The sequence below is a fragment of the Azospirillum sp. Sh1 genome (assembly GCF_008365135.1).
GTDB classification, from domain to species: Bacteria; Pseudomonadota; Alphaproteobacteria; order Azospirillales; family Azospirillaceae; genus Azospirillum; species Azospirillum oryzae.
The window spans coordinates 1-14,878 of the sequence record NZ_VTTK01000050.1 but is presented as its reverse complement, the minus strand read 5'-3'; the positions used below and the strand labels follow the sequence as shown (position 1 = coordinate 14,878).

The window sequence follows — 14,878 nt, the reverse complement described above, 5'->3', positions numbered from 1 at the left end:
CCTAAGGGGAACTCCGGAAAAGCGATTTCCCCGTTTTATGCTAATTTTATGTTAACTAGGGTGGTAATACTTTTGTGATACCTGTTTTCAAGATGTTTGGAGATCTCTGTTCTGAATTATTTCCAGTAATAAGGCAATATCTGGAGGGTTATTATGATTGTTGGGCGATTTGCACAGCAACCTGGGCGCGCAATTTTTAGCTTGGGCAAGGGGCTGTTTCAGATATCATTGCTCTCCTTTCCTATGAGTGCATTCAAGAATTTTGCAAGCTCAGGCGATTCCTTTCGATTGTTCGGTGTCTTCATAAGGAAATATGCTTGCTGGAAGCGGTTGTTTGCTTTCCGGTATTAATACTGGCGTATGTGGGCGGTCCGGCCCCGCTGCCGATCGATTAGTCCCGACTCCGAGGCCCGGCGTCGTCTCCCGAAGGCTCCCGACATCGTCTTTCCCGACTCTTTCAAGCTGCCGCGTGTGAGGAAATTATGGCCGGAACCGTCAACGTCACAGGAACCACCACCACGACCTCGTCGCCGAGCACCATCATCGGCAGCACGGGGACGGATGTCGTCACCCTGGGCAACACCGGCAACACCACCACGGTGAGGGCGCTTGAAACGCTCATCGGCAACGGCGGCCTCGACCTCATCACTTTCGGCAGCGGCGGCAACACCACCACGGTAAGCTTTCTGAATACGCTGATCGGTGGTGCCGGCAACGATGTGATCTACGGCTCGACCAACGGGACGACGATGTCGGTCTCGTTGATCGAGACGCTGACCGGAACCACGAAGTCGGCGGTCGAAGACATCATTCTGGTGGGGACCAGCGGCAACACCATCCGGGTGGACTGGATCGACACGCTGGTCGGCACCACGGCGAAGGATGTGGTCTATTTCGGCAGCGGCTACATCAGCAGCGCCCCCTACAACGCTTCGACCAACACCACCACCGGCAGCACCATGCTGGTGTCGCTGGTGGAGACGCTCATCGGCGGCTCCGGAACGGAGGCGATCTTCCTCGGCGACAGCAGCAACACGATCTCCGTCCGGGATCTCTCCACGCTGTTTGGCAACACAGGCGTGGATGTCGCCCAAATCTCGTCGACCGCGGGCACGACGATGCTCGTGTCCCTGATCGATACGGTGATCGGCAACAGCGGCTTGGATCTGATCTCCGGACAGGGGGCGCCAAGCCCACTCAGCCTGGCCGTCCTGGGGGTGAATGCCATCTATGGTATGGCAACTAATTATCAAGACTACGTAAAGTTGCTGGAAACGAACGGCGCCACCATCATCGTCGGCGCGGTCGAAACGCTGATCGGCACGGCCGGTAACGACGTCATCGACATGAACACGGATGTCGGGTCTATCAAATTTAGCAGCAGCGTCGTCAGCACTATGCACGTCACCGGGGTGGAAACCCTGATCGGCGGAAAATCAGCCAACACGATCTATATCGATGATACAGCAGGCACGACCATTCGAGTGTCGTTGCTTGACACTGTGTTCGGCAACACCGGTAACGACGTCATGCTCATGACGAATACCGGCACCCTCGGCAACTCGATCCGCATCGATCTCTACGAAACGATCATTGGCAGCACCCTCACTGACATGATCGTCCAGGTCAAGGGCTACGGCTCGACGGTTCTGGTTTCGGGCGTGGAGCAGTTGGCCGGCGGCATCGGCAAGGATGTTTACATCCTTGCCGACATAGGCGGCGCCACTGTCACCACCATGGGCGTGGATACCCTGATTGGAACGTCTGGCATCGACGTTATGACAGGGATCAATTTCGGCCACTATGAGCAGTCCCCGACCGATCCGTCGAAGCCCGGGGGCTCCAATCTGTTCGGTTTGCCCCTGACGCTGGCGGTCTCGCACGTCGAAACCGTCTACGGCGCCCAATATCCGGGATTGAGTTCCAGCACTGCCGACTTTCTTGCGCTGATCGATTCCGAAGGTTCGACCGTGCAGATCAGCGGAATCGAGACGCTCGTCGGCTCCGCGGGGCAAGACATCGTCACGATGTTTTCCAGCAGCCACAGTTTCACCACCGGCCAGAACATGTGGGTGGCGGGGGTCGAGACGCTGACCGGCTCTGCCGACCGGGAGATCATCCTCACCGACACCAGCGGCATCACCATCCAGGTGAGCGCCATCGAATCCATCCTCGGCGGCGCCGGTCTGGACCTGATCGTGCTGGGCAGCACCGGCGCCACGATGCAGGTCAGCGGCCTGGAGACGATCGTCGGAAGCGGCGGGACGGATCTGCTGACCTTCATCAGCGGCATGACCGTCGCCGTCGGCGCCGTCGAGACGCTGACGGGCAGCGTGGGCGTCGATGTGGTCAGCCTGCTGGGTGGCGGGAACACCACGACGCTGTCGCTGATCGAGACGATCCAGGGACTGGGCAGCGGCACCGACGTCATCATCCTGACGGAAGCCTACAACACGGTGTTCGCATCGTGGCTGGAGACGCTGTTCGGCGGCACCGGCACGGATGTCGTGACGCTGGGCAGCGCCGGCAACACCATGCTGGCAGCCGGTCTCGAGACACTGATCGGCGGGACCGGCACCGATGCGATCCTTCTCCAGGGGTCGGCGGGCAACACCGTATCGGTTTCCAATCTCGAAACCGTTGTCGGCGGCGGCAGCTCCGACCTGCTGGTCCTCGGCTCCACGGGGGGGACGCTGTCGGTCAGCGCCATCGAGACGGTGGCCGGCTCCGCCGCCATCGACGTGCTGACGCTTGGCGGGACGGCGGGCAACAGCATCGCGGTCAGCGGGACCGAAACCCTGATCGGCAGCACGGGCCGCGATGTGGTGCTGCTGTCATCGGGCGGGAACACGGTCCGGGCCGCCGGGCTGGAGACGCTGACGGGCGGTGCAGGCATCGATGTCGTGACGCTGGGCAGCGTCGGCAACACGATGCTGGTCGGCGGTCTGGAAACGCTGCTCGGCGACATCGGCGTCGACGTCGTCACACTGGCCAGCGGCGGCAACACCATCACCGCGTCCGGGCTGGAAACCCTGGTCGGTGGAGTGGGCGTGGACGTGGTCACGCTGGGCACCATCGGCAACACGATTCTCGCCACGGGCATTGAAACGCTGATCGGTGGCGCCGGCCGGGATGTGTTCGCCTTCGATTCCACCGTCGCCGGCACCAGTGCTGTCAACGGCTTCAGCAAGGACGACGTCCTCCGCGTCATCGGCGCCACCCTGACCGGTCCGGTCACCAACGGCAACGGAACCGCCGTTGCCGCCGGATCGATTCAGCTCTCCTCCTCCGCAGGGGTGACGACGCTCTACATCAACACCGGGGGCACCACCGGTGCGGCCACCCGCATCATCACGCTGGACGGCCTTTACACGCCCGGCAATTTCTCGGTTTCCGGCAACAGCATCACGCTGACCCAAAGCTCCCTGACCGGCCCCTTCCTCGATGCCGCGTCTGATGGAGGGACCGTCGGCGACGACATCACCAACGTCACGACCCCAACCTTCACGGGTGCGGCCGAGGCCAACAGCGTCGTCACCCTGTATGAAGGGGGGACGGTGCTGGCCACCGGTACGGCGACGTCGAATGGCACATGGGCGATCTCCAGCACGCTGAGCGAAGGGACGCACTCCCTGACCGCGGTCGCCGTGACCACCGCAAGCAACACGGCCACCTCGTCCACGGCATTGACGGTCACCATCGACAGCACGATCGTGGCCCCGACCGGTCTGGCCCTGGCGGCCGGGTCGGACAGCGGGCCGAGCGGCAGCGACCGCATCACCAACGTCGTCGCCCCGACGGTGACCGGCACGGCGGAAGCCAACAGCGTCGTCACCCTGTATGACGGCACGGCGGTCGCCGGTACCGGCACGGCCAATGGCAGCGGCGTCTGGTCGATCACCAGCGCCACGCTCGGCAGCGGCACCCACACGCTGAGCGCTGTCGCGGTGGATGTGGCGGGGAACACCTCCACGGCGTCCAGCGGCCTGACGGTCACCATCGACAGCACGACCGCGGCTCCGACCGGCTTGGCGCTGGCCGCCGGATCGGACAGCGGGCCGAGCAGCAGCGACGGCATCACCAATATCGTCGCGCCGACGGTGACCGGCACGGCGGAAGCCAACAGCGTCGTCACGCTCTATGACGGGACGGCCGTTGCCAGCACCGGCACGGCCGACGGCAGCGGCGTCTGGTCGATCACCAGCGCCACCCTCAGCAGCGGCGCCCATACGCTGACCGCCCGGGCAGTGGATGTCGCGGGGAACAGTTCGACCGCCTCCACTGGCCTGACCGTCACCATCGACACAACCGCACCGGGTATTCCGACCGGTCTGGCGCTGGCGGCCGGATCGGACAGCGGGTCGAGCAACAGCGACCGCCTGACCAACGTCGTCACTCCGACCCTCACCGGCACGGCGGAGGCCAGCAGCGTCGTCACGCTGTATGACGGGACTGCGGTCGCCGGCACCGGCACGGCTGATGGCAGCGGTGTCTGGTCGATCACCAGCGCCACGCTCGGCAGCGGCGCCCATACGCTCACCGCCCGGGCGGTGGATGCGGCCGGCAACAGCTCCACGGCGTCCAGCGGGCTGACCGTCACGATCGACACCACGACTGCCGCACCGACCGGCTTGGCCCTGGCCGCCGGGTCGGACAGCGGATCGGGCAGCAGCGACCGCATCACCAACGTCGTCGCCCCGACGGTGACCGGCACGGCGGAGGCCAGCAGCGTCGTCACCCTGTATGACGGGACTGCGGTCGCCGGTACCGGCACGGCCAATGGCAGCGGCGTCTGGTCGATCACCAGCGCCACGCTCGGCAGCGGCACCCACACGCTGAGCGCTGTCGCGGTGGATGTTGCGGGCAACAGCTCGACCGCCTCCAGCGGGCTGACGGTCACCATCGACAGCACGACTGCGGCTCCGACCGGCTTGGCGTTGGCGGCCGGGTCGGACAGCGGGCCGAGCGGCAGCGACGGCATCACCAACATCGTCGCGCCGACGGTGACCGGCACGGCGGAAGCCAACAGCGTCGTCACGCTCTATGACGGGACGGCCGTTGCCGGCACCGCCACGGCCGACGGCAGCGGCGTCTGGTCGATCACCAGCGCCACCCTCAGCAGCGGTGCCCATACGCTGACCGCCCGGGCAGTGGATGTGGCGGGCAACAGTTCGACCGCCTCCACTGGCTTGACCGTCACCATCGACACAACCGCACCGGGTATTCCGACCGGTCTGGCGCTGGCGGCCGGATCGGACAGCGGGTCGAGCAACAGCGACCGCCTGACCAACGTCGTCACTCCGACCCTCACCGGCACGGCGGAGGCCAGCAGCGTCGTCACGCTGTATGACGGGACGGCGGTCGCCGGCACCGGCACGGCGAACGGCAGCGGTGTCTGGTCGATCACCAGCGCCACGCTCGGCAGCGGCGCCCATACGCTCACCGCCCGGGCGGTGGATGCGGCCGGCAACAGCTCCACGGCGTCCAGCGGGCTGACCGTCACCATCGACACCACGACTGCCGCACCGACCGGCTTGGCCCTGGCCGCCGGATCGGACAGCGGGTCGGGCAGCAGCGACCGCATCACCAACGTCGTCGCGCCGACGGTGACCGGCACGGCGGAGGCCAGCAGCGTCGTCACGCTGTATGACGGGACTGCGGTCGCCGGCACCGGCACGGCCAATGGCAGCGGCGTCTGGTCGATCACCAGCGCCACGCTCGGCAGCGGCGCCCACACACTGAGCGCTGTCGCGGTTGATGTTGCGGGCAACAGCTCCACGGCGTCCAGCGGGCTGACGGTCACCATCGACAGCACGACCGCCGCGCCGACCGGCTTGGCGCTGGCCGCCGGATCGGACAGCGGGTCGAGCAACAGCGACGGCATCACCAACGCCATCACTCCGACCGTGACCGGCACGGCGGAGGCGAACAGCGTCGTCACGCTCTATGACGGGACGGCGGTCGCCGGCAGCGGCACGGCGAACGGCAGCGGCGTCTGGTCGATCATCAGCGCATCCCTGAGCAATGGCACCCACACGCTGAGCGCCCGGGCGGTGGACGTGGCGGGGAACACCTCCACCGCCTCCAGCGGGCTGACCGTCACCATCGACAGCACGACCGCCGCACCGACCGGCTTGGCGCTGGCTGCCGGGTCGGACAGCGGGTCGAGCAACAGCGACCGCATCACCAAAATCGTCGCCCCGACGGTGACCGGCACGGCGGAGGCCAGCAGCGTCGTCACGCTGTATGACGGGACGGCGGTCGCCGGCACCGGCACGGCCAATGGCAGCGGCGTCTGGTCGATCACCAGTTCCACCCTCAGCAGCGGTGCCCACACGCTGACCGCCCGGGCCGTGGATGTGGCGGGGAACACCTCCACCGCCTCCAGCGGGCTGACGGTCACCATCGACAGCACGATCGCGGCCCCGACGGACCTGACGCTGGCGGCCGGGTCGGACAGCGGATCGAGCAGCAGCGACGGCATCACCAAAATCATTGCTCCCACCGTCACCGGTGCTGCCGAAGCGAATTCGGTCGTCACGCTCTATGACGGCACGATCGTCGTCGGTTCCGGCACGGCGAACGCCAGCGGAAGCTGGAGCATCACCAGCGCCACGCTTGCCAGCGGCGGGCATACGCTGACCGCGACCGCTGTGGACGTGGCGGGGAATACCTCGACCGCCTCCACCGGCCTGACGGTCACCATCGACAGCACGACCGCCGCGCCGACCGGCTTGGCCCTGGCGGCCGGGTCTGACAGCGGATCGAGCGGCACGGACCGCATCACCAACGCCATCGCGCCGACGGTGACCGGCACGGCGGAGGCGAACAGCGTCGTCACGCTGTATGACGGCACGATCGTCGTCGGTTCCGGCACGGCGAACGGCAGCGGCGTCTGGTCGATCACCAGCGCCGCACTCGGCAGCGGCGGGCATACGCTGACCGCGACCGCGGTGGACGCGGCGGGCAACAGCTCCACTGCCTCCAGCGGTCTGACCATCACCATCGACACCACCGCACCCGGCGCGCCGACCGGCTTGGTCCTGGCGTCCGGGTCTGACAGCGGGTCGAGCAACAGCGACGGCATCACCAACGTCGCCGCGCCGACGGTGACCGGCACGGCGGAGGCGAACAGCATCGTCACGCTGTATGACGGGACTGTCGTTGCGGGCACCGGCACGGCGAACGGCAGCGGTGTCTGGTCGATCACCAGTTCCACGCTTGCCGGCGGCGCCCACACGCTGAGCGCTGTCGCGGTGGATGTGGCGGGCAACAGCTCCACCGCCTCCACGGGTCTGGCGATCACCATCGACACGACCTCGGCCACGCCCGGCGGTCTGGCGCTGGCGCTCGGCTCTGACAGCGGGTCGAGCGCCAGCGACCTCAACACGAAGGTCACCACCCCCACCGTCAATGGCACGGCCGAGGCGAACGGGGTGGTGACGCTGTATGACGGCGTCACCGCCATCGGCACGGTGACGGCGGATGCCGTGGGCCTGTGGTCGCTTTCCACTCCCTCCCTGGCCGACGGTATCCATACCCTGACCGCGCAGGCGGTCGACGTGGCCGGCAACACCTCCACCGCGTCCACGGCGCTGACGGTGACGGTGGATGCGACGGCGCCGGTCGCGCCCACTGGTTTGACATTGGACCCGGCGTCCGACAGCGACACACCGGGAGACAACACCACCACGGTGCGGACGCCGACGATCACCGGCACGGCCGAGGCGAACTCGGTGCTGTCGCTGTTCGATGGAAGCAACCTGCTCGGCACCACGACCGTCAACGGCGTCGGCACCTGGTCGATCGTCTCGCCGGAATTGGGGGAGTTTGGCCATACCCTCACCGCGCTGAGCATCGATCTGGCCGGCAACACCAGCACCGTGTCCGGCAATCTGGTGATCACCATCGGCAATCCGCTGCAGGGCGCCCCCTCCACGCCACGGCTGGACTCGGGATCCGACAGCGGCACCGTGGGCGACCGCCTTACCAATGTGGTGACGCCGACGCTCACCGGTACGGCCCAGGCGGACAGCACGGTCTCGATCTACGAAAGCGGCACGCTGGTCGGATCCGCCACCGCCGATTCCGCGGGAGCGTGGTCGGTGACCACGACGACGCTGACCAACGGCGCGCATAATCTCTACGCAACCGCTGTTTCGAACGGCACGCTCCTCGGTTCCTCCTCGGCGCTGACGGTCACCATCGATGCGTCGGTGCCCACCACCCCGTCGATCCCGGTGCTGGCGGTGGCGTCCGACAGCGGCGTGGCGGGCGACGGCATCACGCGCGTCACCACGCCGACGCTGTCCGGCACCGCGCAAGCCAACGGCATCGTCACGCTCTTCGACGGAAGCACCGCCGTCGGCACGGTGACGGCGGATGCGTCCGGCTTGTGGTCGGTCACCACCGGCACGCTGCCGGACGGCGCACACACCCTGACCGCGCGCGCGATCAATGCGGCCGGCAGCACCAGCCAAGCGTCTTCCGCCCTGGTTCTGACCATCGACACCACCTCCACCACTCCCTCCGGCGTTGCCCTGGCGGCGGCTTCCGACAGTGGAACGTCGGGGGATGGCATCACCAACGTGGTGGCGCCGACCGTGACCGGCACGGCGGAGGCCGGAAGCACGGTCCTGCTTTATGAAGGAACCAGCCTGATCGGTCAGGCCACGGCCGATTCGGGTGGTGCGTGGACCGTCACGGCTTCCGCCCGTGGCGATGGCACGCACAGCCTGTCGGCTTCGGCAATCGATGTGGCCGGCAACACGTCGCAGGCATTCACCGGTCTGACGATCACCATCGATGTCACCGCACCGGGTGCACCGGACACCCTGGCGCTGGCGACCGGTTCGGACAGCGGATCGAGCAACAGCGACCGCCTGACCAACGTCGCCGCCCCGACGGTGACCGGCACGGCGGAGGCGAACAGCGTCGTCACGCTGTATGACGGGACTGCGGTCGCCGGCACCGGCACGGCTGATGGCAGCGGCGTCTGGTCGATCACCAGCGCCACGCTCGGCAGCGGCGCCCACACGCTGACCGCTGTCGCGGTGGATGCGGCGGGCAACAGCTCCACCGCCTCCAGCGGGCTGGCGATCACCATCGACACCACCGCACCAGGTGCTCCGACCGGTTTGGCGCTGGACTCCGGGTCGGACAGCGGATCGAGCGGCAGCGACCGCATCACCAACGTCGTTGCTCCGGCCGTCACCGGTACGGCGGAGGCGAACAGCGTCGTCACGCTGTACGACGGCACGGCAATCGCCGGCACCGGCACGGCGAGCGCCCGCGGCGTCTGGTCGATCACCAGCGCCACGCTGAGCAGCGGCGATCACACGCTGACCGCTGTTGCGGTGGACGCGGCGGGCAACAGCTCCACCGCCTCCACCGGACTGACGGTCACCGTCGACACCACGAGTGCCACCCCGACCGGCTTGGCGCTGGCTGCCGGGTCGGACAGCGGGTCGAGCGGCAGCGACGGCATCACCAACGTGGTTGCCCCGACGATGACCGGCACGTCGGAGGCCAGCAGCGTCGTCACGCTCTATGACGGCACGATCGTTGTCGGCACCGGCACGGCTGATGGCAGCGGCGTCTGGTCGATCACCAGCGCCACCCTCGGCAGCGGCGGGCATACGTTGACCACGACCGCGGTGGACGTGGCGGGGAACACCTCCACGGCGTCCACCGGGCTGACGGTCACCATCGACAGCACGACCGCGGCGCCGACCGGCTTGGCGCTGGCTGCCGGGTCGGACAGCGGGTCGAGCGGCAGCGACAGCATCACCAACGTGGTTGCCCCGACGATGACCGGCACGGCGGAGGCGAACAGTGTCGTCACGCTGTATGACGGCACAGCAATCGCCGGCACCGGTACGGCTGATGGCAGCGGCGTCTGGTCGATCACCAGTGCCACACTGAGCAGTGGTGGGCATACGTTGACCGCGACCGCGGTTGATGTTGCGGGGAACACCTCCACCTCCTCCGCCGGGCTGACGGTCACCATCGACAGCACGAGCGCCACCCCGACAGGTCTTGCGTTGGCTGCCGGGTCGGACAGCGGGTCGAGCAACAGCGACGGCATCACCAACATCGTCACTCCGACCGTCACCGGCACGGCGGAGGCCAGCAGTGTCGTCACGCTCTATGACGACGCCACCGCCATCGGTACCGCCACGGCCGACGGCAGCGGCGTCTGGTCGATCACCAGTGCCACACTGAGCAGTGGTGGGCATACGTTGACCGCGACCGCGGTTGATGTTGCGGGCAACACCTCCACCGCCTCCACCGGACTGACGGTCACCATCGACAGCACGAGCGCCGCACCGACCGGCTTGGCGCTGGCTGCCGGGTCGGACAGCGGGTCGAGCAACAGCGACGGCATCACCAAAATTGTCACCCCGACCGTCACCGGCACGGCGGAGGCGAACAGCGTCGTCACGCTGTATGACGGGACTGCGGTCGCCGGCACCGGCACAGCTGATGGCAGCGGCGTCTGGTCGATCACCAGTGCCACACTGAGCAGTGGTGGGCATACGTTGACCGCGACCGCGGTGGACGTGGCGGGCAACACCTCCACGGCGTCCACCGGCCTGACGGTCACCATCGACAGCACGACCGCGGCGCCGACCGGCTTGGCGCTGGCTGCCGGGTCGGACAGCGGATCGAGCAACAGCGACCGCATCACCAACGTCGTCACTCCCACCGTCACCGGGACGGCGGAGGCCAGCAGTGTCGTCACCCTCTATGACGGCACGGCAATCGCCGGCACTGGCACGGCTGATGGCAGCGGCGTCTGGTCGATCACCAGCGCCACGCTCGGCAGCGGCGGGCATACGTTGACCGCGACCGCGATGGACGTGGCGGGCAACAGCTCGACCGCCTCCAGTGGCCTGACGGTCACCATCGATACCACGAGCGCCACCCCGACAGGTCTTGCGTTGGCTGCCGGGTCGGACAGCGGGTCGAGCAACAGCGACCGCCTGACCAACATCGTCGCCCCGACAGTGACCGGCACGGCTGGAGCCAGCAGCGTCGTCACGCTGTATGACGGCACGGCAATCGCCGGCACCGGTACGGCGAACGGCAGCGGCGTCTGGTCGATCACCAGCGCCACGCTCGGCAGCGGCGGGCATACGTTGACCGCGACCGCGGTGGACGTGGCGGGGAACACCTCCACGGCGTCCACCGGGCTGACGGTCACCATCGACAGCACGACCGCGGCGCCGACCGGCTTGGCGCTGGCTGCCGGGTCGGACAGCGGATCGGGCAACAGCGACCGCATCACCAACGTGGTTGCTCCGACCGTCACCGGGACGGCGGAGGCGAACAGCGTCGTCACGCTCTATGACGGCACGGCAATCGCCGGCACCGGCACGGCTGATGGCAGCGGCGTCTGGTCGATCACCAGCACCACCCTCGGCAGCGGCGGGCATACGTTGACTGCGACCGCGGTGGACGTGGCGGGCAATAGCTCGACCGCCTCCACCGGCCTGACAGTCACCATCGACAGCACGACCGCGGTTCCGACCGGTCTTGCACTGGCAGCCGGGTCGGACAGCGGATCGGGCAACAGCGACCGCATCACCAACGTGGTTGCTCCGACCGTCACCGGCACGGCGGAGGCCAGCAGCGTCGTCACCCTCTATGATGGCGCCACCGCCGTCGGCACCGCCACAGCTGATGGCAGCGGCGTCTGGTCGATCACCAGTGCCACACTGAGCAGCGGTGGGCATACGCTGACCGCCCGGGCGGTGGATGTCGCGGGGAACACCTCCACCTCCTCCGCCGGGCTGACCGTCACCATCGACACAACCGCACCGAATGCTCCAACCGGTCTTGCGCTGGCAGCCGGATCGGACAGCGGGTCGAGCAACAGCGACCGCCTGACCAACATCGCCGCCCCGACCGTCACCGGCACGGCGGAAGCCAACAGTGTCGTCACCCTCTATGACGGGACTGCCGTTGCCGGCAGCGGCACGGCGAACGGCAGCGGCGTCTGGTCGATCACCAGCGCCACGCTCGGCAGCGGCGCTCACACGCTGACTGCCACCGCGCTGGACGCGGCCGGCAACACCTCCACGGCGTCCACCGGCCTGACCGTCACCATCGACAGTACGACCGCCGCGCCGACCGGCTTGGCCCTGGCCGCCGGGTCGGACAGCGGATCGGGCAGCAGCGACCGCATCACCAACGTCGTCGCCCCGACGGTAACCGGCACGGCGGAGGCCAGCAGTGTCGTTACCCTCTATGACGGCGCCACCGCCGTCGGCACCGGCACGGCGAACGGCAGCGGCGTCTGGTCGATCACCAGCGCCACCTTGAGCAATGGCGATCACACGCTGACCGCGACCGCGGTTGATGTGGCGGGCAACAGCTCGACCGCCTCCACTGGCCTGACGGTCACCATCGATACCACTGCACCCGGTGCGCCGACCGGTCTGGCGCTCACCCCGGACTCCGACAGCGGGCTGAGCAACACCGACCGGATCACCGGCGTGAGGCAGCCGGCGCTGGTCGGTACGGCCGGTGCCAACGCCACTGTGGTGCTCTATGACGACACGACCGCGCTGGGCACCGCCACCGCCGACAGCAGCGGGTTGTGGACCATAACCGCGGGAGCGTCGCTGTCCGACGGCGACCATACGTTGCTCGCCACGCAGATCAACAGCGTCGGCAACACCTCCGTCGCCTCGTCGGGGTTGGTAATCACCATCAGCGCGACGCCGCCGACGGTGACCAGCGTGGTCATCAGCGACGGGCCGTACGCGCTGGGGGCCGAGATCTCGATCGAGGTCACCTTCAGCGACACCGTCGTCTATACCGGGACGGATTCCACTCTGGCCCTGACCGTTGGGACCACCACGCGTCAGGCCAGCTTCGTGGAGAATTTCGGGTCCTACACAATCTACCGCTATACGGTACAGCCGGGCGACGTGGATGCGGACGGCGTGACAGCCGTCGCCAACGGCCTGACGCTGAACACCAGCACGATTCGCGACACCAACGCCAACAACGCGGTGTTGACCTATGCCGCGGTGACCAACGCAAACGCGCCGTCGCTGGTCTATCCGGTCGCCAGCACCGCTGGCACGACGATCACACTGGCCCAGTACAACACTATCCTCGGCAATGCCGGCACCGACGTCATCACGTTGGGCACACCCGGCAACACGGTCGAGATTTCTGCGCTGGAGACCCTGACCGCCTCGGACGGCACGGACGTCATCAGCATCGGTGCGACCGTGGGCACGACGCTGCTGCTGTCCAATGTCGAAACGCTTCTGGGCGGCACCGGCAAGGAGTGGATCACGCTGGGCACGACCGGTGGAACGCTGGTGGTGAGCGGCGTGGAGACGCTTCTGGGCGGCGTCGGCACCGATGTGGTGACGCTCCTGGATGTCGGCAGCACCGTCTACACCATCGGCATCGAGACGCTGACCGGCGGTACCGGCACCGATGTGGTGATGTTCGCCAACACCCAGGGCAATACCCTGACGCAGCGGTTGGTCGAAACGCTGATCGGCGATGCCGGGAGCGACGTCCTGCTCCTGGAATCCAGCGGCAGCACTGTCGCGGTCGGCCTGTTCGAAACCATCACCGGCAACATGGCGGTCGATCTGGTTTCACTGGTTGGCGGCTTCGGCAGCACCCTGCTCGTCAACGGGTTGGAAACGCTGCTGGGCGGGGCCGGTACCGATATCGTCACCATCGGGACCGCCGGCGGCACCCTGCTGGTTTCGGCGCTGGAGTCTCTGGCCGGCAGCAGCCTCAGCGACGTTGTATCGCTCGGCGCCGCCGGCAACACCCTGACCGTCACCCTGGTGGAAACCCTGCTCGGCGGAAGCGGCACCGATGTGATCACGCTGGGTGGGACGGCCGGCTCGACGCTGCTCCTCTCTTCGATCGAGAGCATCGTCGGAACCGTGGGCACCGACCTGCTGACGCTGGGCACCGTCGGAAGCACGCTGTTCGTCTCCGCCATCGAAACCATCGTCGGCGCGCAGGGATCGGACGTGCTGGTGCTGGCGGGTGCCGGTTCCACGATGCTCGTCTCCGCCATCGACACCCTTGCCGGTGCCGCCGGTGCGGATGTGGTGACGTTGGCCGGCAACGGCACCACCATGAAGGTCGAACTGCTGGAGACGCTGACCGGCACCGCCGGCAACGAGGTCATCACCTTCGGGACGGCGGGCATCACTCTGCTGGTCAATGCCATCGAGACGCTGACAGGTGGTGCCGGCACCGATGTCGTCACGCTGGCGCCGACCGGCAGCACGGTGGTCGTTTCGGGTCTGGAAACCCTTCTGGGCGGCCAGGGGACCGACATCGCCGCGTTGGGGAGCGTCGGCAACACGCTGTTCGTGTCCTCCATCGAGACGCTGACGGGCGGTGCCGGTACTGATTCCGTCTTCTTCGCCTCCGGCGGCAACACGCTGGCGCTCCGCAACATTGAGACGCTGACCGGCAACAGCGGTACCGATGTGGTGACGCTGCTGAATGACGGCGGCCCGATGCAGATCGGGCTGTTCGAAACCATCGTCGGCAGCGCAGGCAACGATCTCGTCACCTTGGGCAACTCCGGCAACACGCTGGTGGTGTCGCAGCTCGAGACGCTGCTGGGCGGCAGCGGCCTGGACGTGGTGACGCTGCTGGGGTCCGGCGGCAGCACTTTGGCGACGGTGGCGGTGGAGACGCTGATCGGCGGCAGCGGCCTGGACGTGGTGACGCTGGGCACGGCCGGGACGACGGTGCGGATCATCGGCATCGAGTCCATCACCGGCAACAGCGGGCGCGATGTCGTCCATCTGTCGGAGGGCGGCGGCACCTTCGTCGTCAATTTGCTGGAGACGCTGGTCGGCAGCTCCGGCAGCGA

At 67.4% G+C, this 14,878-nt stretch carries 1 protein-coding gene; it reads left to right on the top strand.

What is annotated here, in order from left to right; translation table 11 throughout:
* Positions 1–482 precede the first annotated feature (482 nt).
* The coding region (locus FZ029_RS29940; protein WP_149273545.1) for an Ig-like domain-containing protein at positions 483–14,878 on the top strand (14,396 nt) is incomplete at its 3' end.